Here is a 20,640-nt window from a genome sequence, read left to right on the forward strand (position 1 = left end):
CGGACGGCGTGGACCCGCGCACGGGCTAGTGGATCAGGCGCGCGGGTGTGGTGGCGGCGTAGAGCATGTACTCCAGGGGTCCTCGCCGGAAGCGTCGGGTCCAGGCCACGGCCAGCAGCATGGCGACTGCGATGAAGCCGAGGAGGACCGGCAGGGCAGCGGCGTCCGGCATGTCGTCGGTGCCCAGGGTCTTGATGGCGATGATGTGGCCGACGTAGACGGTCAGGGAGACGGAGCCGACCGCGACGAACGGCGTGGCCACCCGCCGCACACCGGCGTACTCGGCGGCCATGAGGCAGGTGGCGAGCACGCACAGGGCGACGCCCGTGTTGCCGAGGATCGACCAGGTGGTCTGGCTGTGCGGCGCGCCCACCAGAAGCCAGGCGGGAGCACCGGTCGTGGGGTCGCCGACCGCGTCGGACCACCAGGCCGAGGCGGCCGGTCCGCCGTCGGTGGCCGCGCTCACAGCGGCCTGCGCGCCCGGCACGAGGTGCAGGGCCAGCCACGATCCTCCGTAGCCGACGACGGCGAGTGCTGCGCCGAACCGGGCCGTCCTGGCGAGTACGCGGGGCCGGGTGAGGTCGACCTTGGCCAGGGCCATGCCGGCCAGGATGAACGGGAGCCACGTCAGGACCGGGTACTCGCCGGTGACGAAGAGTTCCAGGAACCCGTCCGTGTCGGTGAGGCGGGCCAGCGGATCGGCCGCCACGACCGTGTCGGCCCAGCTGCCGCCGTCGACCGCGATGCGCAGCAGGAACAGAACCTGCGGCATGACCAGCGCCGCCGCCGCGGCCAGCACGGCCAGGGTGGCGGGTCGCAGCCGGTGCAGCGGAAGGACGAGGATGAAGAGGAGCCCGTAACTGGCGAGGATCACGTCGACCGACGTGTCCATGGCGGTGAGTACGTAGCCCACGGCCATCAGCACGGCGGCCCGGATCAGCACCCGTCCCACGGCCTGCCGGCCCGGTCGCCCGGTCCGCGGCTGCGGGCGGCCCGTGATCAGGACCAGGGTGAACCCCGCGAGGAGGGCGAACAGCGCGGACGACCGGCCGTGGGAGACCTCCATCGCCCACCCCAGCGGGCCACCCACCGAAGGGTCCGGTCCCACATGGGCGGCGAACATGCCGAAGATCGCCAGACCGCGAGCCAGGTCCAGGCCGATCAGGCGTCCCGTGGACGGGGTGCCGAAGGGGGAGCCCTCCGTGAGCGGCGCCGTGTACGGGACGGCTTCGGATACGCCATGCCTCATGCGTTCCACAGTTCGTGACCGCGTGGGCGAAAACCATCCGGCAGGTGTCCGCAACCACCCCGCCGAGTGGCTGGCCCGGCCCTGTCCGCCGACCGTCCGGCGCGGGGCGCCGGGCGGAGCGTCCCCGGCCGTGGTACGAATCGGACAGTGGTCCGGCGGCGAGTGGAGCACAGGTGATCCGGGTACTGGTGGTCGACGACGAAGCCCTGATCCGGACGGGCTTCCAGCGGATTCTCGACGCCGCGAGCGGTATCGAGGTCGTCGCGGCGGTACCCGGTGGCGACGCGATCCGCACGGCCGAGGAGGTACGGCCCGACGTCGTACTGCTCGACATCCGGATGCCGGACGTGGACGGCCTGACCGTCCTGGCCGCGCTGCGCCGGCAGCCGGATCCTCCGGTGGTGGCCATGCTCACCACCTTCGACATGGACGAGTACGTGGAAGCGGCCCTCCGCTCGGGCGCCGCCGGATTCCTGCTCAAGGACACCGACCCCGAGGAGCTGCCGTTCCTGGTGCGAACGCTGGCCGACGGCGGCACCGTCCTGTCGTCGAAGGTCACCAGGGCCGTCGTGGACGGCTACCTGGAGGCCGCCTCCCCCGGCGCCGCGACCCACTGCCTCGACCGGCTCACGGACCGCGAGCGCGACGTGCTCGTACTCGTCGCCGAGGGGCTCTCCAACGCCGACATCGCCGGACGCATGCACTTGAGCACGGGCACGGTGAAGGACCATGTGAGCGCGATCCTCACCAAGCTGGAGGTGGGCGGCCGGGTGCAGGCGGCCCTGCTCGCCCAGCAGGCCGGCCTCCTGAAGAAGGAACGGGAATGAACTCCCGCCGCTGGCACGGCCCCCTGGCGGACGCCGCGCTCGTCGCTGTGTCACTGCTCGACGTCTGGGCGCATTTCGACAGCACCGAGCCGCTGCGCATGGCGTGCGCCCTGGTCGCGGCCTTCTCGCTGCTGCTGCGGCGCCGGTGGCCGTTCTTCACGTTCCTGCTCACGATGCCGGCGGTCCTGTTCTCCGACGCGGTCTTCTCCGCGCTGGCCGCGCTGTACACGCTCTCCTCGCACAGCCGGCGCCGTGTCCTGCTGGCCATGTGCGCGGTGGCGTTCACCATCAGCGACCTGACCTCGTGGCCGAACCCGCACCTGGATCTGTCGGAGCCGTCGACGCTGGTCACTTTCGGCTACACCGGCGGCACCGCGGGTGCGGCGGTGTTCCTCGGCCAGCTCGTCCAGACCCGGCGCGACCTCTCGCTGCGGATCGCCGAGATCTCCGAGGCACGCGACCACGAGCGGATGCTCACCGACCAGACCGTGCTGGCCCGGGAACGGGCCCAGCTCGCCCGGGAGATGCATGACGTCGTCTCGCACCAGGTCAGCCTGATCGCGGTACGGGCCGGAGCGCTCCAGGTCGGCGCGCGGGACGCCGAGGCGAGGGAGGCCGCGATCACCATCCGACGGCTGAGCGTCCAGACCCTGGACGAACTGCGCCACATGGTCAGCGTCCTGCGCGCCTCCGGGGGCCGCCCGACGGAGCTGACACCGCAGCCTTCGCTGGCCGATCTGCGGCAGCTGGTCGACAACAGCGGCATCGAGGCCGAGCTGCACATGGACCTGCCCGAGGGCCTTTCGCCGCCCGTGCAGCGCGCCATCTACCGCACGGTCCAGGAGGCGCTGACGAACGTCCGCAAGCACGCCCCGGGCGCCGACGCGACCGTGCGCATGGGTACCGAGGGGGGCGCCGTGCAGGTCACGGTCACCAACTCGGCGCCGACCCGTCCCGCCCTCCCCCTGCCCAGCGCGCACTACGGCCTGATCGGCCTGAACCAGCGCGCCGCGCTCCTCGGCGGCGTGGTCACCTCCGGCCCGACACCCGACGGCGGCTACGAACTCAGCCTGCGGCTTCCGGCGAACAGTGCGGTGTGACGAGGTGCGTGATCGCCCCGACCTCCGTGCGCCACACGCACAGAGCCGTGGCACCGGTGCGGATCCACGGCGTGCGACGGTTCCCTCATCACGCAACAAGTCTTTCGCAATACTTCTTTCGAAAGAGTTGTTTCCCGTCTAGAGTCCCGTGCATGAGCGATGCAGACCGTGAGCAGGCACCGGCGGCGGACCCCGGCGCCTCGTACTCCGCTCCCCCGAAGGTCACGGACGCGCGAGCGCTGCGCGCACTGGCACACCCGACACGTGTCGCCCTGCTGGAGGCGGTGGCGGTCGGCGGCCCCCTCACCGCCACCGAAGCGGCGCGGATCGTCGGCGGCAGCGTCCCGAACGTCTCCTACCACCTGCGGACGCTGGCGAAGTACGGGTACGTCGTCGAGGCGGAGGGCGGGAGCGGCCGGGAGCGGCCGTGGAAACTCGGCAACACCGGCATACGGTTCGACACCGACGCTCCGGACCCGACCGTGAGCCATGCCGCGCACGCCCTCGGCGAGGTGCTGCTCGACCGCTGGCTGAGCCGGATGCGCCACTACGAGAGCCACCGCGAGCAGTACCCCGCCGACGTGCGCGCCGTCAGTGACAGCAGCCAGTTCGTCGTCTTCGGCACGGCGGCCGAAATCCAGGAGGCACAGGCCGGGATCACGGACATCCTGATGCGGTTCGCGGACCGCCTCACCGATCCGGCTCAGCGCCCCGAGGGATCGACCCCCTTCGAAATGCTGGTCTTCACGCATCCCTTCGAGACCCTCGCCCCCGCCGATCCGGAAGCGTGACGGCGACGACATGGGCGAATTGCTGACGACACCGCGCATGCGTCTGTACTTCCTCGGCAACAGCCTCAGCCAGATCGGCGACCACGCGCTCTGGCTGGCCGCCGGAATCTGGGTCAAGGAGCTGACGGGCTCGACCTCGATGGCGGGGCTGTGCCTCTTCTTCCTCAGCGCGGGGACTCTGCTGTCACCGCTGACAGGGCTGCTCGTCGACCGGGTCCGCCGCAAGCCCCTCATCCTGGTCACCAACTCGGTGACCGGCCTGCTGGTGCTGTCGCTCACCCTGGTCCACCGCGCCGACCAGGTCTGGATGATCTACGCCGTCATGTTCCTCTACGGCCTTTCCGGCACGATCTCCGGATCGGCCACGGCCGCGCTGCTGCCGATGATGGTGCCCAAGGAGCTGCTGGGCCGGGCGAACGGGATCTCCCAGGCGCTGTTGCAGGGCCAGCGCCTGATCGCTCCGGCGCTCGGCGTGGGGCTGCTCGCCCTGTACGGCGGCAGCGCCGTGGCGCTCCTGGACGCGGCCTCGTTCGCGGTCGGCGTGGCCTGCTGGGCCCTCATCGATGTCGACGAGGACAGGCCCTCCCCCTCCGGGACGCACTGGCCGCGGGAGACCGCTGCCGGCTTCGCGTTTCTCGTCAGGACACCCGTCCTGCGCCAACTGACCGTCACGTTGACCGCGGGGATCTTCGTCATGGGCTTCTTCGAGACGCTGGGGATCGCGATCGTCACCACGGGGCTGCACCACTCACCGTCCTGGGCCGGCGTCATCGTCACGGCCATGGGAATCACCGGCGTCATCGGGGGACTCTCGGCCGGAGTCCTCGTCGAACGCCTCGGCCCGGGCCGGCTCACCGCCGCGGGACTCGCCGTCACCGGCGTGTGCGCACTGGTCCTGGCCGTACCCGACGACGCCGTGGTCATCGCCGGCTCCGGGCTGCTGGGACTCGGCCTGCCGTTCGTCACCGTCGGCGCCATCACCGCGATGCAGCTCAACACCCCGAACGAACTGATGGGCAGGGTCGCGGGAGTCGACAACTTCCTCGTCAGCGGCGGGCAATCGCTGGGCATCGCCACCGGAGCCGCACTGATGTCCGTGCTCCCTTACCGCGACCTGTGTTACCTCGTCGCCGGCGTGCTCGCCCTCGCCACGCTCTACCTGACCACGCGACCCGAACAGCGCCACGGCGCGGTGACGGCCGCCCGGACCGCGAGCACGGGTGGAGCAACCGTCACCACCGGTGGTACGACCGTCTCACGCCGCCTGGTCCCGCTCCCCCTGCGGAGACGCAGACCGTGACCGCGCGCTCCGCATCCAGCCGCCGATCGCCGTCCCGGCTCACGGGCGTTCGCACAGCTGGAGGAAGCCGCCGACGGAGAAGCACAAGGCTCCGCCGAAGGTGCCCCAGTTGGCGATGTCGGCGTTGATCAGGCTGCCGGTGGCGGGGCGGGTGTAGGCGGCGAGCGCCGAGATCATGAAGAGGACGGAGCCGAGCTGGTTCACGGCGACGATCCACCAGCCGAGACTGCGGCGGCGGAAGCACATCCGGCCGTGGCAGATCTCGGCGAAGGCGAGGTGACCGGAGACCAGGAAGAGGACGCAGCCGATCACGTCCGGGGTCCAGATCAGCCGGTTCACCTGCTGCACGCTCAGCCCCTGGAGGAAGGAGTCCAGCAGGTTGACGCCGAACACCAGCGTGCCGGCGAAGAGGACGAACGTGCTCAGCCAGTCGACCCGGCCCGGTTCGTAACTCCACCAGCGCCAGCCGTGGGTGACGAGTCGTCCTTCGCCGCCGGGCACGTGGCGGGGAGCGTTGATCACCTGGAGCAGGGAGACGTAGCCGCCGGTGTTGAAGAAGAGTCCGCCGGCGAAGTAGATCGAGGCGCAGGTGGTGGCGTCTCCGGAGCCGACCTGGGCGACACCGGCACCGGCCGCGAAGAGGGCGCCGCCGATGACGAAGGCGACAGCGGCGGTGGCGTTGAGCCTGCGCAGACGGCGGAGCCCGATCTCGTCGGCGCTGGTGTGCCGGCTCGTGGGTGCGCCGGGCGGGCGCACGGCCATGACGCCCCGCCGTCGCGCGAGCCGCGACTCCCACACGGCGGTGCCGCCGCCGGGAAGGTGCCAGGTGAGCCGGGTGGTGAACGGTCCCGCGCCCTCGGCGCGTTGCTCGGGTTGTCCCACGGGCCGAGCGTAGATCGCCTCCGATGCCGCCCCGCCTGCGAAACGCCGCCGAGGTCCACCGGGCGGCGTCGCCTTCTCCGGACCCCCGGCAGACCCCCGGCAGCAGAAGACCCGCTTCGCGCGGCCGACGCGTGTACCGCGACGGCCGTTCCCGTCCGCCGCGGTCGTGGAGCGGCCCTGGCAGAACCGGCGTCCGCGTGGGGAGACGGGCGTCACACACACCGATGTCACATCTCGCGGAGTCGGCCCGTCATAGAGGCGTATCGCCCACCACGGCAAGGAGTGCACCATGGAAGCCCGTCTGAACCTCTTCGACAGCCCGCTCGCCGCCAAGGCCCTGAAGCACTTCACCTCGGCAGGCAAGGTGATCGCGGACTCGACGCTGCCTGCCTCGACCCAGGAACTGGTGAAGCTCCGCGCCAGCCAGATCAACGGCTGCAGCTTCTGCACCGACATGCACACCAAGGACGCCGCCCACGCCGGTGAGACCTCGGTGCGCCTCGGCCTGGTCGCGGCCTGGCGGGAGGCCACCGTGTTCACCGATGCGGAGCGTGCGGCCCTGGAGCTGGCGGAGCAGGGCACCCGCATCGCGGACGCGGCCGGCGGGGTCACGGACGATGCCTGGGCGAATGCCGCCAAGTACTACGACGAGGAGCAGCTCGTCGCCCTGGTGTCGATCATCGCCGTCATCAACGCCTTCAACCGCCTGAACGTGATGGTCCAGCAGCCCGCCGGCGACTACCAGCCCGGGATGTTCGGCTGACACCACCGTCGTCACGAGTGGAGTCGGCGAGCCCGGTCCGCGTCATGGGTCGGGCTCGCCGCCCGTCAGGTGACGCATACGGGAGGCGGGCTCCGCAGCCGGACTCCGGGGCAGCACCCGGCCGGGTCAACGGTGCAGGCCACCACGCTTGGAGAGCCGGGACCGGTCGGCGGGACCGGCCGCCTCGGTCCACGGACGCACGGCGCCGACGAGGTCGGCGGCTCCGCGCGCTTCGGGCCGAGCGCGGTAGGCGGCTCGTGTCCGAAGCCGGTGGCCGAGGCCGATCACCGCATACGTGCCGACCGCGGCAGGGACGAGAACGCCGGCGATCCAGGTCGTGCGCCGGAGTGTGTCCGTCCAGGACAGTGCGGACTCCGCACCGTGGGGCAGGCCCATGAGAATCATCGAGGCCAGCAGTGAGAGGGCGGCCGACACCAGCACGGCGGCAGCGAGGCAGGCGGTCCAACCGGGGACGCGACGACGGCCTCTCGCCGGCCACGCGAAGGCGAGAGCGTGTGTGGGGACCACGCCGGCGACGCTCGTGAGGAACGCCAGCGTCAGCACGGACAGTACGTCACCGTCGTATCCGCCTGTCAGCCGCAGCACACCGAGTACCAGTGCGGTGAGAACGACTCCCCACCACCACGCCCGTGTGAGATCCCGGTCCATGCCGCCCCCGCTCCCTCGTGGCTCTGTGGGGGCATTGTCGTTCACGGCGGGCGGCGGACAACAGGGCCGTGTCCCGGCCCTGTTGCACCCGGTCGGAGTTCCTTCGCCTCGGGATCTCCGGACGGCTCAGTGGCCGACCAGCAGTCCCGTCCCCGTGACGTCGGCGCGGATTCCGTCCTTCTCCACCGCCACGTCGAGCAGGCGCACGTCCCCCGATCGCGGCTTCGGCAGCTGGAAGGAGAAGGAGAAGCGGTCGGCGATCTCGGGGCGGGTGAGCCGCGTCAGCGCGGTCAGCAGGGACGGGTCGAGGCCGACCCGCTTGAGGAGTCCGGGGTGGGCCAGTGCCACGTCGACCAGGTTGAGGCTCATCAGGTCGTGGACGAAGCGGGGCGCGCCGGTCAGCCGGTGGAGCTTGTCGTCGTCGCGCAGTGCGGCCTGCACGAGGGAGTCGGGCACCCCGAGGCGGTGCACGATCGCGGGAACGGAGAGGAAGGCCCGGATCTTCTCGCTCTCGCGGGTGAGCCGGCGCGCGGAGGCGGGCGTCAGATGGAGCCCTTCCGAAGCGCGGGTGCCGGGCCGGTAGGTGGCCAGGTGACCGATGTCGAGCCGCATGCCGTCGACGGACAGGGCGATGCCCCGGTCGCCCTCGCGCCGTATGTGTGCGTCGGCCCGTACCCGCAGATCGTGTCCGGCGACGGGGAGCGCGCCGCGGGCCAGGACACGGTCGGCCCCGTTCGAGGAGAACGACACCTGGGAGGCGCCGAGTTCACGGTTCATGTCGGCGAACGACAGCTGTACCCGGCCGCGCAGTTGCCGCACGAGCGCGCCGCGTATCGAGGTGGGGCCGTCGCCGTCGATGCGTACGTCGCGCGCGGTGGCGGTGATCCGGGTCAGCGTGACCCTGCGGGCGGCCACGTCGGGGACGGTGACGCTGACCGAATCGAGTCGCTGAGCGGCGAGTTGGGTGAGGAAGGGGAAGCCGCCGATGCTGACTTCGGGGGCCGCGGCGAGGTCCAGCTGGTCCTTGAGCTTCTGCGAGGCCTTGTGCTCGGCGTAGAGGGCGGCCCAGCGATCGGCGAGTGTGACCAGGCAGGTCGCGGTGAGGAGCCAGACGGCGCACTTGAAGACGGTGGGCAGTCCGGTGGCGCGGTTGCGACGGCGGCTGCCCCGCCGGTGGTTGGGCGGCGACCAGGGTTCCTCGTCGTCGGACGGCTCTCCTTCCGACCGGTCGCGCGCGGTCCGCAGGCCGTCGTGCGGTGGGTCCGCCAGGGCCGCCAGTTCGTCATAGGGATTGCGGACGGGGGGAACCTCGGGGGGCGGCATCCCGTCTGACGGGACGCGGTGTTCACCGGGCGCCGGTGAACGGCCGGAGCGATGCGTGTCTATGTGGTGGGGGGTACGCATCAGCAAATTTGATCATATAGCGGCGCCAGAAGTGCAAGTCCTCGCTGAAATAAGGCCTGAAACAGGTGAGTTGACGGTCACACTCACAGGACCGTGCGGCTCGTCCCCAGGGGCGCGGACGGCCCGGCACCGGTCGGTGCGCATCGCCGCCCGCGTCCGTGGCGTGGCATACGGGGCGTCAGGCCGGCTGGGTGGTGGCCGTGTCGAGCGCTTCCCGGGCCGCGGCCGAGGCCGCCGTGCGGTCCTGCGGCACGAGGCCGATCCGGGTGCGCCGGTCGAGGAGGTCGTCCTCGTCCAGGGCGCCCTCGTGCAGCGCGGCCCACAGCAGGGCGGCGCGCGTGACGGGGTGGCCGGGCAACACGGGATCGTTCAGGTGGGGGTCGCGTGCGGCGAGGGCGTGGACGGCGGGGGCCTCGGTGCCGTAGCGCCGGATCAGGTGGCCGGGTGCGGGCAGCGCGCCGAGCCGGTCGGGGGCGGCGGCTCCGACCAGCGGCAGGGACGCGGTGGTCGAGGCACCGGCGCGGAGGCGGCGGGCCTCGACGGCGGTGTCGACGGCGTCCTGCGCCATGCGCCGGTAGGTGGTGAGCTTGCCGCCGACCACGGTGATCACGCCCTCGCCCGAGGTCAGGACCGCGTGCCGGCGTGAGATGTCGGAGGTGCGGGTCTCCTCCCCCGACCGCGTCGGCTCGGCGTCCAGCAGGGGGCGCAGTCCCGCGAAGGCGCCGACGACGTCGTGGCGCCGCACGGGGACGTCCAGCGCGGAGCCCAGGACGTCCAGCAGGAAACCGATGTCCGACTCGGGCACTTCGGGCACGTCCGGGATGTCCCCGTCGACGGGTTCGTCGGTGAGGCCGACGTAGACGCGTCCGTCGCCCTGGGGCAGGACGAGGACGAACCGGTTGGTCTCTCCGGGGATCGGTATGTGCAGGCCGGCCGGCAGAGGGCCGAACAGGTCGGCGCGCAGGACCAGATGAGTGCCGCGCGAGGGGCGGATCCGGATGCCGTCGACGAGGTCGCCCGCCCATACGCCGGAGGCGTTGATGACGGCTCTGGCCCTGATCTCGCCCTGTTCTCCGGTGAGTTCGTCGCGGACGCGGGCGCCGCTCCCTCCGGCTTCCAGCACCCTGGCCCTGGTGAGGATCTTCGCGCCGTGCGCGGCGGCGGTGCGGGCGAGGGCGGTGACGAGGCGGGCGTCGTCGGTCACCCGGCCGTCCCAGGACAGGAGGCCGCCGCGCAAGCCGTCCGGGCGTACCGAGGGCGCCAGGTGCCGGGCCTCGACCGCGGACAGGCGACGCGGTGCGGGCAGGGTGGCGCGTGAGGTGCGGGCCGCCAGCCGCAGGGTGTCGCCCGCCCGGAAGCCGGCCCAGGCCAGGGATGCCTGACCGCGTGACACGAGCGGCGTCAGGGGCAGTACGAAGGGCTGGGCGCGCACCAGGTGCGGGGCGGTGCGCTCCATCAGGACACCGCGTTCGACCGCGCTCTCGTGGGCGACGTCGAGTTGCGCGGAGGCCAGATAGCGCAGCCCGCCGTGGATGAGCTTGGAGCTCCAGCGCGAGGTGCCGAAGGCGAGGTCGTGCGCGTCGACCGCGACGACGCTGAGGCCGCGCGCGGCGGCGTCCAGGGCGACCCCGGCGCCGGTGGCGCCGAGTCCGACGACCAGTACGTCCACGATGTCGCCGTTCACGGCCTCGGCCAGTTCGCGGCGGCGGCGGGCGGCGTTGAGCGACGAACCGGGGGCCGGGGCGGTCGAGGGGGACGCACTGCTTGTGGGGCTCATGGCGTGAGGGTCCTCTCCAGAAGGGTGCGCAGTTCGTCGAGGAAGGCGGTGCCGGTCAGTTCGGGGTCGTCCTCGTCGGTCATGGTCCGCAGGGACAAGGTGAAGGACTGCACGACGAGCAGCACCGAGCGGGCCTGCCGCGTCACCGGGACGTGCCGCACCGATCCGTCGGCATGGCCTTCGCGCAGGGCTTCGGCGAGGAGGTCCAGGAGAGCGTCCTGGCTGGCTCCGCGGCGGTCCAGTACGTAGGGCAGCAGCAGTTCGGGGTCGACGTCGATGATCTTGCGGAAGAGCGGGTGGTCACGGAAGGCGGCCACTCCGGTCACCAGGCCGTCCACGATCAGCCCGCGCATCTCCCGGTCCGGTCGGCGCTGCGGCATGGCCTCGGTGGCCACGTCGATCCACTCACGGGTCATCAGATCGCCGACGAGCGAGCGTACGTCGGGCCAGCGACGGTAGAGCGTCATGCGCGAGACGCCGGCGCGGCGGGCCACGTCGGTCAGGGTGGTGCGCCGGACTCCGACGGCCAGCACGCAGTCGCGCACGGCGTCGAGAACGGGATCGCTGTCCGAGTGGTTGTGACGAATAGGCGTCATGTGTAACAGTGTAACGCCCTGAGCGGCCGTGCGGGAGACGGCACGTCGCGAACCGACCGATGAGGACAACCGTTCATGGACATGCTGTGGAGTGGCTGGGGCGACCCCGCCAAGGCAGCCCCGCTGCCCGACTCGGTGACCGGACTGCTGCGGGACCTGCTCGGCGTCAAGCCGCGGGACACCGACGCACGCGCTCTCGACGAGATCTCCGTCCCGGAGTCCTCGCTGGACCCCGCCACGTCGAAGGCGCTGGCGGACGCCGTCGGCGGCGAGGCCCACGTGCGCACCGACGCGGAGAGCCGGATCAGGCACACCCGCGGCAAGTCCACGCCCGATCTGCTGCGGATCCGCGCCGGAGACGTCGAGGACGCCCCCGCCGCCGTGGTCCTGCCCGCCTCCCACGACGACGTCGTCGCCGTCCTGCGGGTGTGCGCCGAACACGGCCTCGCGGTCGTCCCGTTCGGCGGCGGCACCTCCGTCGTCGGCGGCCTGGCCCCCGAGCGGCGCTCCTTCGTCGCGCTCGACCTGCGCCGTATGAACGGCCTGCTCGACATCGACCCCGTCTCGCGCACCGCGACACTGCAACCGGGGCTGCGCGCACCCGACGCCGAGGCTCTCCTCGCCGAGTACGGGTTCACGCTCGGGCACTTCCCCCAGTCCTACGAGTGGGCCACCATCGGCGGGTTCGCCGCGGCCCGCTCCAGCGGACAGGCCTCCGCCGGATACGGCCGCTTCGACGAGATGGTCCTCGGCCTGACCCTCGCCACGCCCGAGGGCACCCTCGACGTCGGCCGGGCGCCGCGCTCGGCGGCCGGCCCCGACCTCCGCCAGCTGATCCTCGGCTCCGAGGGCGCCTTCGGGGTGATCACCGCCGTCACGGTCCGGGTCCGCCCGGTGCCGCACACCCGCGTCTACGAAGGCTGGCGCTTCGCCTCGTTCGAAGAAGGCGCCACCGCCCTGCGCCGCCTCGCCCAGGACGGTCCGCGCCCCACGGTGCTGCGGCTGTCCGACGAGACCGAGACCTTCGTCGGACTCGCCCAGCCCGACGCCATCGGTGCGGCCGAGGTCCCGTCGAGCGCCGGCTGCATGGCGATCGCCGGGTACGAGGGGACCGAGGAGGACACGACGTACCGCCGTGAACGCGCCGCAGAGGTCCTGCGCGCCGCCGGAGGCACCTACCTGGGCGCCGAGCCGGGCGAACGCTGGGCCCACGGCCGCTACTCGGCGCCGTACCTGCGGGACTCCCTGCTCGACGCCGGCGCCTTCGCCGAGACGCTGGAGACCGCGACGTTCTGGTCCCGGATCCCGGAGCTGTACGCGGCCGTCCGCACCGCACTGACCGAGACCCTCACCGCCGCGGGCACCCCTCCCCTGGTCATGTGCCACATCTCGCACGTCTACGAGAACGGCGCCTCGCTGTACTTCACCGTGGTCTCCGCGCAAGGCGACGACGCCGTGGCCCACTGGGAGCCGGCCAAGCGGGCCGCGAACGAGGCCGTGCTGAACGCGGGCGGCACGATCACCCACCACCACGGCGTGGGCACCGACCACCGCGACTGGTACGTCCGCGAGGCCGGGCCGCTCGGCGTCGAGGCCCTGCGTGCCGTCAAACGGCGGCTCGACCCCGACGGCCTCCTCAGCCCCGGGATCCTGCTGCCCGTCGACTGACCGGGTCCCAGCGCCGTTCGCTCACCGAAGCTCCGCCCGTCCCCCGCTCCGATCCACCCGTCACCGTCCGGAGGCACACCGATGCGACAGTTCACCGCCGTCGTCAATCCCACAGCGGGCGGCTCCACCGGGGCGGCGGCGCTGCTCCAGGTCGCCCGACTGCTGCGGGAGGCCGGAGCCGGGCTGGAGACCGAGTACAGCCGCAGCCTGTCGCACGCCCAGGACCTCGCACGCCGCGCCGGGGAACAGGGACGCGTCGTGCTCGCCGTGGGCGGTGACGGGATGGCGGGCGGCATCGGGGGCGCCCTCAGCGGAACGGGCACCGTCCTGGGCCTGGTGCCCGCCGGCCGCGGCAACGACTTCGCCCGCGCGCTCCGACTGCCCCCCGGCGCCGCGGACCTGGCACGCGTCCTGCTCGAGAACGAACCACGTCAGGTCGACACGATCGAGGTGGAGTCGGCCGTGCACCCGCGCACCGTGGTCCTGGGCAGCGTGTACGCGGGCGTCGACGCGCTCGCCAACCGGCACGCCAACCAGGCGCGCGTACTGCGCGGGGCCGCCTCCTACTACGCCGGCGGTCTGCGCGCGGTCACGAGCTGGCGTCCGGCGTCCTACCGGGTCACCGTCGACGGAGAGGAACACCTCCACCGCGGCTACACCGTCGTGGCCGCCAACTCCGCCTACTACGGCTCCGGGCGCATCATCGCCCCGGCCGCCCGGGTGGACGACGGCGTGCTGGACGTCGTCATGATCCGGGAGGCCCCGCGCCGGCTGTTCTTCGCCCTGATGAACGAGCTCAAGACCGGCAGCCACATCGACCGGCCCGAGGTGGAGATCCTGACGGGCCGGGAGATCCGCATCGAGGCCGACCGGCCGGTGCCCTACGGGGCCGACGGCGAGGTCGAGGCCGTCCTCCCCGTCACCGCACGGGTGCGGCCGGGCGATCTGGCCGTACTGGCCTGACCGCCACGCCGTCCGTGATCCGTCGGGCTCAGCCCGCCTGGACGGGGCCTGCCGCGCTCCCCGCCAGCCACTGCTCCCAGCTCAGGTTGAACGAGGCGTAGCCGTTGTCCGCCGGGGCCTTGGCGCGCGGTGAGCCGGTGACCGTGATCGGGTCGCCCTGCTTGACCTGCCCGTAGAACCACTTGGCGTCGGACATGGACAGGTGGACGCAGCCGTGCGATCCCCGGGCGCTGCCGCTGCCCGGATTGGGGTCGCCGGTGGAGTAGTGGACGTACGTGCCGGACTGGGTGAGGTGGACGTCCCAGGGAAGGGTCAGGTCGTAGTAGTCCGGGCTGCCCTTGGTGCAGCTGATGCCGACGCTGCACGAGGTCATGTGGACCTTCTTCTGCTTGTCGATCACCGCCATGGTGCCGTTCCACGTGGGGTATTGGGTGCTGCCCGCGTTGATCGACAGGGTGCGGACGGGCTTGCCGTTCTTCGTGACCTTCATGGTGTGACCGGTGGCGGAGACGTCCGCCCGGACGTCGTCACCGACGGTGAAGTCGTGCACGTAGGAGTGCGTGCCGTAGCGGCCGTTGCCGTTGGTGACGCCCTTCAGGTCGGCGTCGATCCGCACCTTGGTGCCCGCGGCCCAGTAGGACTTGGGCCGCCAGTCGGCGCGCCGGTCACCGAACCAGTGCCAGGCACCCGTCATCGGCTGGGAGGAGGTCACCTTCATGTGCTTCTCGATGTCGGCCCGCGCCTTCTGGGCCACCGGGTTGGTGAAGATCACCGAGATCGGCATCGCGACGCCGACCGTGGAGCCGGTCTGCGGTGTGATCGTCTCCAGCAGCATCGGCGGCCCGGCGGGCTTCGACGGGGACGGACTCGCGGTGGCGGTGGGCTTCCCGGACGTGCCCTTGCCGCCACCGGAACTGGCCTTCGGCTTGCCCCCGCCACAGGCACTGGTGCCCGCCAGCACTCCGGCCATGACGAGTGCCACCGCTATACCGCTACGTCGCTTCACGCTTACCCCGGCTCGTGATCGTACCGACCTCAACGTTCTGTTGGACAGTGAGCGCTTGCCCGCGGTTGCAGCTCCGAATGCAAAGCACGATTCAAGAATTGGCCCGAGAGGAGAACGGACGTCGGGACCGCACCCCCGAGCAAGGTCCGCCACGCACCGGCGGCGCCTTCACGTCGCCGGTGCGGCCGGCCTCGGACCCGGTCCGACGGCACGAGCGGCTCGGGCCTACGCCTGCGCCGCCGCGGCGTTCACTCGCCGTGCGTCCATTCCGCGCCACACCGGGAACATGCCCGACACGAGCGTGGTGAGGAGGTACGCCAGTCCCACGGTGGCCAGCACAGGCATCAGGCCCACCGCTGTCGCTCCCGCACCGGCGAGCAGCCCGCCGAGCGGCACTCCGGCGAAGGCCAGCGAGCTGCCGACGCCCTGTGCGCGCCCGAGGAGTTCGGGAGGGATGCGCTCGAAGAGGACCGCTCCCAGCACCGGGTTGAGGAACCCGGCACCGAAGCCCCCCACCGCGAACACCGCGAGCACGGCCCAGATGGGGGCGTCCACGGCGAGGATCAGGAACTTCGGCGCCCCGCCGATCAGGAAGCCCGCCAAGAAGACGCGGCGCCGCGGCAATCGGTGCGCGACGGACGCCGCGACAAGACTTCCGCCGACCGCGGTGGCGCTGCCGACCCCGATCAGCAGGCCCAGCATGCCGGCGCCGCTGCCCGAGTCCCTGGCCCAGACCGGCAGCAGTACGCCCAAGGCGGCGTCCAGGAAGTTGGTGACGGCCAGCATCAGCATGACGGCCGGCAGCAGCCGGTCGCTCCGCAGCAGCGTGAACGCCTCGCCGAGACTGCGCAGATAGCCGGGGCGCCGGCGGCCCGCCGGTGCCGGTCCCCCGAGCTCCCCGGGCAGGGCGAGGGCGACCAGTGCCGAACCGGCCAGGAATGCCGCCGCGTTGGCCACAAGACCGGCCATCGGCCCGAAGAGCAGCACCAGTGCGCCGCCGGCCGCCGGGCCCAGCGTGCCGGACAGCCGTTCCATCACCCCGATCCAGCCCGTGCCGCGCTCCAGAACCACTCCGGTGAGCTCGGCGGCCTGCGGAACCATGACCTCCTTCGCGAGGTCGCCCGGGCCGCGAGCGGCTCCCACCACGGCCACCAGGACCAGCAGCGGTGCGTAGGACAGCAGGCTCAGCGCGTGCAGCAGGGGGACGAGGACCACGGCGGAGGCACTGGCCAGGTCCGCCGTCCACGAGATCCGGCGCGGGCCGAGCCGGTCGATCCACGGTCCGCTCAGCGCCTTCGACGCCACGTACGGTGCCGTCTCGCAGAACGTGACCACGCCGGTCTGCGCGGCACTGCCCGTGGTGACGAGGACGAACCAGGGCAGGACAACGGCCGCCACCCTTGTGCCGGTGAGGGACACGGCGACCGCGGCGACCAGTCCGCCGAGCGGTGACGGGCGTCGGCGGACCGGGCGCGGCGGCCTCACGGCTTCGACTCCCGCACGGGCAGCACATAGGCCATCACCACGACCGGCTCCGCACCGTCAGCAGCCCGCACACCGTCCGCGGCCTGCGCGCCGTCCCGCCGCTGATAGCGCTCCACGACCTCCGCCAGCTCCTGGCGCAGCCGCTGCGCCTCGGAAGCCGTCAACGCCAGCCCCCAGTCGCTGATGTCGAGGCTCGCCTGCCACTCCGCCGGCAACGTCGACAGGGTGGACAGGGCCTGCTGGACGCGCAGTTGGTGCGAGTTCACCACGGACTGGAGATAGGCCAGGGTGGCCTCGGGTTCTTGCCGAGCCAGCTCCAGGTCATCGAAGACCGTCCGGTCGTACACCGAACGCCACCAGCGCTCCCGCGCGTTGCCCCGCTCCGTGTCCTCCGCCACGAGCCCGGCCTCGGCCAGTCGGCGCAGGTGGTAGCTGGCGGATCCGGAGTTGATCCCCATCTCCCCCGCCATCCGGGTGGCGGTGGACGTCCCGTCCCTGCGCAGCAGGGTGAGTATGTGCACCCGGTCGGGATGCGCCAGCGCTCGCAGACTCTTGGCGTCCAGGGTGATGTGGTCGGGGTTTCGGTCCTGGGTCATGAGGCCACGTTAGATTGCGAAGAACTGTTTGCGAAGAGTTCTTCGCGAAGAAGTCGCTGCGAACGTCCGCCGCAGGCAGATGAGTTGAGGCCCGCGGCGACGTCCGGCGAGACCTGCTTCCGGTGGAGCAGGGCCGGTCCGTGGAGGTCGGGCGCCTGCCTGCGTGCAGCAGGGCCTGACCCGGCCAAGGCCGGGGTCGCCTGTGGGCAGGCGCCCGTCACGTTCAGTCCGTGGGCAGGCGGGCCTCCTTCGCCTCTCGGACGACGGCCCAGGCGTCCGCGACCGGGCCCACGTGCCCGAGCTTGTCCGGGTTGATGACGGAGCGGATCGTCTGGATCCGTCCGTCGAGCACGTCGAGCGCCAGGGTGTTGAGGACGTTGCCGTCCCGGTCGCGGAAGACCGCGCCCGGCTGGCCGTTCACCTCGTGGTCCTCGACCGAGCCGCCGATCCGGATGAACGGCCCGGCGATCGCGGCGAGCATCCGGGACACGTTCCCGGCGCCGGCGATGGCCCGGCCCCATTGGGGTGCCTTGCCGCCGCTGTCGCCGATCATCCGGACGTCGGCGGCGAGGAGCTCGCGCAGCCCGTCCACGTCCCCTTCCCTGAAGGCCTCGAAGAAGCGCCCGGCGAGTTCCTCGCGCTCCCTGCGGTCCGCCTCGAACCGGGGCCGGCCCGCCTCCATGTGGCGGCGCGCCCGCACGCCGAGCTGGCGGCACGCCGCCTCCGAGCGGCCCACGGCGGACGCGATCTCGGGGTAGCCGAACCCGAACACCTCGCGCAGGACGAAGACGGCGCGCTCCAGCGGGGTCAGCCGTTCGAGCAGCAGCAGGGCGGCCATCGACAGGGAGTCGGCCAGTTCCGCGGAACGCTCCGGGTCCTCGTAGGGGTCGGCCAGCAGTGGCTCCGGGAACCAGGGCCCGACGTACTCCTCGCGCCTGAGGCGGGCCGATCGCAGCACGTCGATCGACAGCCGGGTGATGACCGCCGAGAGGTAGGCCCTGGTCGACAGGGGCCGTGCCGAGGAGCCCTCGTAGCGCAGCCAGGTCTCCTGGACCGCGTCCTCGGCCTCGCTGACGCTGCCGAGTATCCGGTAGGCGATCGAGAACAGCAGTGGCCGCAGCTCTTCGAACTCCTCGGTCCGCGTCATGCCAGCACCTCCTCGAAGCCCCGCCGCCACGACGGGTGGCGCAGTTCCCAGCCGAGTTCCCGTTTGGCCTTGGCGTTGGAGAAGCCGCGGCCTTCGGTCATCATCGCCACGGCCACGTCGCCGGCCAGCAGTCGGGCCAGCCACTTGGGGACCCGCATCGGGGGCTTGGCGCCCGCGCACCGCGCGAGGTGGGGCAGCCACTCGGCGGCCGGTGCCGGTTCGTCGTCGACGATGTTGAACACTCCCTTCGCCCGCTGTTCCACGGCCAGCACGGTGGCGCGCGCCGCGTCGTCGAGATGCACCCATGAGCTGTGCCCGGCGCCCCCTCCGACGAGCGGGAACTGCCGCTTGCGGACCAGCTCGACCTGGTCGTCGATGGCGCCCGGCCCGTAGAACGCGCCGTAGCGCAGTACCGCACCCCCGGCCTCGACGACCGCCTCCTCCACGTGCGCGACCGCCGCGAGTCCCGGCTGCGCGACCGTCCCCTCGTGCGGGTCCAGCGGATCCTCCTCGGTCTTCACCCAGCCGCCCTCGCGGATGCCGTTCCAGCCGGCGTAGCCCTGTGCGACGAAGCCGGACACGCCGGCCGCCTCGGCGGCGGCCAGCAGGTGGTCCGTCCCCTCGGTGCGCAGCCGGCTGGTGGTGGCGAACCAGCGGTCCATGTGCTTGAGGTCGGGCTTCCCGGCGTGCGCCATGGAGATGGCGGTCATCTGGTGCACGATCGTCTCCGGCCGCGCCTTGGCCACCGCCTCGCCGACCGACATCGCGTCGAGCCCGTCCATCACCACCCCGTCGGCGCCGAGCCGCTCCAGCACCCCCGATTTGGCCGTGCTCGTCGTCGTGGCCGTCACCTGATGGCCGCCGGCGACGAGTTGCGCCACCAGCCGCCGGCCCAGGACCCCGGTCCCACCCGCCACGAACACCCTCACACCCATCACCTTCCCGATCACGGATACCGCCGTCACCCCTGTGGACGAGACAGGCCCGGACGTCTGTGACATGCGTGAGCGGTGATCCGACTGCCCGGGGACGACGACGACGCGGCGGCACCGCGTCGCCCCGGGGCGGGAGGGACGGTCATGCCGAGGCGAGCAGGAGCCGCGCCAGCGCGTCCGGCGCGGTCACCATCGCGTCGTGCCCGCTCTGCAGCTCGGCGACCGCCCAGCCGAACTCGACGGCGACATCGCGGAACGGCATCCTCGACGGCGTACAGACGATGGCGCGGCAGGGCACCGCGTCGACACGGCCGGTGAGTTGCGCGGCTTCGGTGAACGTGAGCCGAGGCTGCGGCGTCAGCAGGGACCTCAGCCGGGCCACCTGATCGGGAGCCGTGACTCCCACGGACTCCGGGGGCGGCACGGCCAGCACATCCCCGTCGGCCAGCGCGGCCACCCAGGCACGGAACCTCTCGGACGCGCGGTCGAGCAGGGACTCGCCGCTGCTGCCCGCCCAGGCGTCGAGCATGATCAGCTCTTCCACGCGGTCCGGCACACGGTCGGCCGCCTGCCGGACGACGAAGCCCGCGTAGCTGTGTCCGACCAGCTTCACGTCCCGCAGGTCTTCACCTTCGAGCACGCTCCGAACGTCCTCCGCGTGCGTGGCGAGGCCCGTGTCGGGGCTCCGCAGGTGTGCGCGCTCCCCGAGACCGGTCAGGGTCGGCGTGTGCACCGTGTGTCCGGCCGAGCGGAGGAGGTCCGCGACGTCCTGCCAGCACCAGCCGCCGTGCCAGGCTCCGTGGACCAGGACGTAGGTGGCCATCGCGTTCTCTCCGTTCGTGAGGTGCGCGCGGGGCGCGGTGTCGGGTTCGGGGCGCTCGGTGCGACGGCCCGGTGGGGCGCTCGGTGCGGGTGCTTCGGGCCGCCTCGGATGCCTTGGCCCGAGCGGCCGGCTCAGGCCGCACCGCCCGTCGTTCCGCCCGGCGGCCGCTCGAAGAACGTCTCCAGGACGATCGTCGCCTGGGTGCCGCTCACACCGTCGATCGCGTACAACCGCCGTAGCACGTCCTGCAGTTCCTCCGTGGTCGACGTGCGCACCTTGACCAGTACCGACGCGCTGCCCGCGATGACGTGCGCCTCCTGGATCTCGGGCAGCGCCGCGAACGCCGCCGCGGACTCCCCCATCCAGGACTTCGAGTCGACCATGACGAAGGCCAGTACGCCCCGGCCCACGGCGGCCGGATCGACGTCGATCGTGGTCCTGCGGATCACGCCGCGCTCGCGCAGCTTGCGGACGCGCTCGTGCGCCGCGGCCGGCGACAGCCCGACCGCCTGGCCCAGCGCCGCGTAGGACTGTGTGGCGTCCTCCTGGAGCAGGCCGAGCAGCTCACGGTCGATGTCATCTACACGCTTCATAGGTGAGCCGTAATCCATCTGGTAGAGGTGGTGTCGCGACGATTCAGATTCAGTTCGAGCTTACAG

Annotated in this window: 20 protein-coding genes; 7 read left to right on the forward strand and 13 right to left on the reverse strand. The window is 72.0% G+C overall.

Annotated elements, in window-relative coordinates; genetic code table 11:
- Window positions 1–25 precede the first annotated feature (25 nt).
- Complete coding sequence (locus ABEB03_RS29610) at window positions 26–1,249, reverse strand: DUF418 domain-containing protein (RefSeq protein WP_345655930.1); 1,224 nt, start codon at window positions 1,247–1,249, stop codon at window positions 26–28.
- 173 nt (window positions 1,250–1,422) lie between these two features.
- Here ABEB03_RS29610 and ABEB03_RS29615 point away from each other — a divergent pair, with 173 nt between their 5' ends.
- The 4 genes from ABEB03_RS29615 to ABEB03_RS29630 all read left to right on the forward strand — a co-directional run bounded on the left by ABEB03_RS29615 (window position 1,423) and on the right by ABEB03_RS29630 (window position 5,267).
- A complete protein-coding gene (locus tag ABEB03_RS29615; RefSeq protein WP_345655932.1) occupies window positions 1,423–2,076 on the forward strand; it encodes a response regulator transcription factor in 654 nt (217 codons plus the stop codon).
- Window positions 2,073–3,176, forward strand: coding sequence for a sensor histidine kinase (locus ABEB03_RS29620; protein WP_345655934.1), 1,104 nt, complete (start codon window positions 2,073–2,075; stop codon window positions 3,174–3,176). The genes ABEB03_RS29615 and ABEB03_RS29620 overlap by 4 nt, the downstream gene beginning before the upstream one ends.
- A gap of 152 nt (window positions 3,177–3,328) precedes the next feature.
- Entirely contained in the window at window positions 3,329–3,967 is a 639-nt protein-coding gene (locus ABEB03_RS29625; RefSeq protein ID WP_345655936.1) for a winged helix-turn-helix domain-containing protein, read from the forward strand.
- A 10-nt stretch (window positions 3,968–3,977) separates the two neighbouring features.
- Window positions 3,978–5,267: an MFS transporter gene (locus tag ABEB03_RS29630; RefSeq protein WP_345655938.1), complete on the forward strand. Its 1,290-nt coding sequence runs from the start codon at window positions 3,978–3,980 to the stop codon at window positions 5,265–5,267.
- Between the two features lie 39 nt (window positions 5,268–5,306).
- On the opposite strand, the gene ABEB03_RS29635 is transcribed toward ABEB03_RS29630, so the two are convergent.
- Window positions 5,307–6,149 (reverse strand): hypothetical protein, encoded by an 843-nt coding sequence (locus ABEB03_RS29635; protein WP_345655940.1) that lies wholly within the window; start codon window positions 6,147–6,149, stop codon window positions 5,307–5,309.
- A gap of 289 nt (window positions 6,150–6,438) precedes the next feature.
- Here ABEB03_RS29635 and ABEB03_RS29640 point away from each other — a divergent pair, with 289 nt between their 5' ends.
- Window positions 6,439–6,912: a carboxymuconolactone decarboxylase family protein gene (locus ABEB03_RS29640; protein ID WP_345655942.1), complete on the forward strand. Its 474-nt coding sequence runs from the start codon at window positions 6,439–6,441 to the stop codon at window positions 6,910–6,912.
- Window positions 6,913–7,038: 126 nt separating this feature from the next.
- Here the strand turns inward: ABEB03_RS29640 and ABEB03_RS29645 are convergent, their stop codons facing one another.
- The 4 genes from ABEB03_RS29645 to ABEB03_RS29660 form a co-directional block, all read right to left on the reverse strand.
- The gene (locus ABEB03_RS29645; RefSeq protein ID WP_345655944.1) at window positions 7,039–7,581 is read right to left on the reverse strand and encodes a hypothetical protein; all 543 of its coding nucleotides are present in this window, start codon (window positions 7,579–7,581) and stop codon (window positions 7,039–7,041) included.
- 126 nt (window positions 7,582–7,707) lie between these two features.
- Window positions 7,708–8,985, reverse strand: a complete 1,278-nt coding sequence (locus ABEB03_RS29650) for an LmeA family phospholipid-binding protein (RefSeq protein WP_425589320.1) — start codon at window positions 8,983–8,985, stop codon at window positions 7,708–7,710.
- A gap of 178 nt (window positions 8,986–9,163) precedes the next feature.
- Window positions 9,164–10,762, reverse strand: a complete 1,599-nt coding sequence (locus ABEB03_RS29655) for a glycerol-3-phosphate dehydrogenase/oxidase (protein WP_345655948.1) — start codon at window positions 10,760–10,762, stop codon at window positions 9,164–9,166.
- The gene (locus tag ABEB03_RS29660) at window positions 10,759–11,358 is read right to left on the reverse strand and encodes a TetR/AcrR family transcriptional regulator (protein ID WP_345655950.1); all 600 of its coding nucleotides are present in this window, start codon (window positions 11,356–11,358) and stop codon (window positions 10,759–10,761) included. The genes ABEB03_RS29655 and ABEB03_RS29660 overlap by 4 nt, the downstream gene beginning before the upstream one ends.
- Before the next feature lie 75 nt (window positions 11,359–11,433).
- Between ABEB03_RS29660 and ABEB03_RS29665 the strand changes: the two genes are divergently transcribed.
- Together ABEB03_RS29665 and ABEB03_RS29670 are read left to right on the forward strand one after the other, a co-directional pair.
- Window positions 11,434–13,026, forward strand: coding sequence for an FAD-binding oxidoreductase (locus ABEB03_RS29665; protein WP_345655952.1), 1,593 nt, complete (start codon window positions 11,434–11,436; stop codon window positions 13,024–13,026).
- Window positions 13,027–13,107: 81 nt separating this feature from the next.
- Entirely contained in the window at window positions 13,108–13,989 is an 882-nt protein-coding gene (locus ABEB03_RS29670; protein ID WP_345655953.1) for a diacylglycerol kinase family protein, read from the forward strand.
- Between the two features lie 28 nt (window positions 13,990–14,017).
- Here the strand turns inward: ABEB03_RS29670 and ABEB03_RS29675 are convergent, their stop codons facing one another.
- The 7 genes from ABEB03_RS29675 to ABEB03_RS29705 form a co-directional block, all read right to left on the reverse strand.
- Window positions 14,018–14,959, reverse strand: coding sequence for a L,D-transpeptidase (locus ABEB03_RS29675; RefSeq protein WP_345656011.1), 942 nt, complete (start codon window positions 14,957–14,959; stop codon window positions 14,018–14,020).
- A gap of 261 nt (window positions 14,960–15,220) precedes the next feature.
- A complete protein-coding gene (locus tag ABEB03_RS29680) occupies window positions 15,221–16,480 on the reverse strand; it encodes an MFS transporter (protein WP_345655954.1) in 1,260 nt (419 codons plus the stop codon).
- Window positions 16,477–17,076 (reverse strand): ArsR/SmtB family transcription factor, encoded by a 600-nt coding sequence (locus ABEB03_RS29685; protein ID WP_345655956.1) that lies wholly within the window; start codon window positions 17,074–17,076, stop codon window positions 16,477–16,479. The genes ABEB03_RS29680 and ABEB03_RS29685 overlap by 4 nt, the downstream gene beginning before the upstream one ends.
- 223 nt (window positions 17,077–17,299) lie before the next feature.
- The gene (locus ABEB03_RS29690; protein WP_345655958.1) at window positions 17,300–18,223 is read right to left on the reverse strand and encodes an RNA polymerase sigma-70 factor; all 924 of its coding nucleotides are present in this window, start codon (window positions 18,221–18,223) and stop codon (window positions 17,300–17,302) included.
- Window positions 18,220–19,158 carry an NAD-dependent epimerase/dehydratase family protein gene (locus ABEB03_RS29695; protein WP_345656012.1) on the reverse strand — a complete coding sequence of 313 codons (939 nt, stop codon included), beginning with the start codon at window positions 19,156–19,158 and terminating at the stop codon, window positions 18,220–18,222. The genes ABEB03_RS29690 and ABEB03_RS29695 overlap by 4 nt, the downstream gene beginning before the upstream one ends.
- A 142-nt stretch (window positions 19,159–19,300) precedes the next feature.
- Window positions 19,301–19,981 carry an alpha/beta fold hydrolase gene (locus ABEB03_RS29700; protein WP_345655960.1) on the reverse strand — a complete coding sequence of 227 codons (681 nt, stop codon included), beginning with the start codon at window positions 19,979–19,981 and terminating at the stop codon, window positions 19,301–19,303.
- 131 nt (window positions 19,982–20,112) lie between these two features.
- Window positions 20,113–20,574, reverse strand: coding sequence for an Lrp/AsnC family transcriptional regulator (locus ABEB03_RS29705; protein ID WP_345655962.1), 462 nt, complete (start codon window positions 20,572–20,574; stop codon window positions 20,113–20,115).
- Window positions 20,575–20,640: the final 66 nt, after the last annotated feature.

Origin of the sequence: Streptomyces siamensis, assembly GCF_039543605.1 — a bacterium.
Classification (GTDB): domain Bacteria; phylum Actinomycetota; class Actinomycetes; order Streptomycetales; family Streptomycetaceae; genus Streptomyces; species Streptomyces siamensis.

Coding starts and splice junctions, on each gene's coding strand:
- ABEB03_RS29610 (WP_345655930.1), bottom strand. CDS start 1,249: ATGAGGCATGGCGTATCCGAAGCCGTCCCGTACACGGCGCCGCTCACG.
- ABEB03_RS29620 (WP_345655934.1), top strand. CDS start 2,073: ATGAACTCCCGCCGCTGGCACGGCCCCCTGGCGGACGCCGCGCTCGTC.
- ABEB03_RS29625 (WP_345655936.1), top strand. CDS start 3,329: ATGAGCGATGCAGACCGTGAGCAGGCACCGGCGGCGGACCCCGGCGCC.
- ABEB03_RS29630 (WP_345655938.1), top strand. CDS start 3,978: ATGGGCGAATTGCTGACGACACCGCGCATGCGTCTGTACTTCCTCGGC.
- ABEB03_RS29640 (WP_345655942.1), top strand. CDS start 6,439: ATGGAAGCCCGTCTGAACCTCTTCGACAGCCCGCTCGCCGCCAAGGCC.
- ABEB03_RS29645 (WP_345655944.1), bottom strand. CDS start 7,581: ATGGACCGGGATCTCACACGGGCGTGGTGGTGGGGAGTCGTTCTCACC.
- ABEB03_RS29650 (WP_425589320.1), bottom strand. CDS start 8,985: ATGCGTACCCCCCACCACATAGACACGCATCGCTCCGGCCGTTCACCG.
- ABEB03_RS29655 (WP_345655948.1), bottom strand. CDS start 10,762: ATGAGCCCCACAAGCAGTGCGTCCCCCTCGACCGCCCCGGCCCCCGGT.
- ABEB03_RS29660 (WP_345655950.1), bottom strand. CDS start 11,358: ATGACGCCTATTCGTCACAACCACTCGGACAGCGATCCCGTTCTCGAC.
- ABEB03_RS29665 (WP_345655952.1), top strand. CDS start 11,434: ATGGACATGCTGTGGAGTGGCTGGGGCGACCCCGCCAAGGCAGCCCCG.
- ABEB03_RS29670 (WP_345655953.1), top strand. CDS start 13,108: ATGCGACAGTTCACCGCCGTCGTCAATCCCACAGCGGGCGGCTCCACC.
- ABEB03_RS29675 (WP_345656011.1), bottom strand. CDS start 14,959: ATGGCCGGAGTGCTGGCGGGCACCAGTGCCTGTGGCGGGGGCAAGCCG.
- ABEB03_RS29685 (WP_345655956.1), bottom strand. CDS start 17,076: ATGACCCAGGACCGAAACCCCGACCACATCACCCTGGACGCCAAGAGT.
- ABEB03_RS29690 (WP_345655958.1), bottom strand. CDS start 18,223: ATGACGCGGACCGAGGAGTTCGAAGAGCTGCGGCCACTGCTGTTCTCG.
- ABEB03_RS29695 (WP_345656012.1), bottom strand. CDS start 19,158: ATGGGTGTGAGGGTGTTCGTGGCGGGTGGGACCGGGGTCCTGGGCCGG.
- ABEB03_RS29700 (WP_345655960.1), bottom strand. CDS start 19,981: ATGGCCACCTACGTCCTGGTCCACGGAGCCTGGCACGGCGGCTGGTGC.
- ABEB03_RS29705 (WP_345655962.1), bottom strand. CDS start 20,574: ATGAAGCGTGTAGATGACATCGACCGTGAGCTGCTCGGCCTGCTCCAG.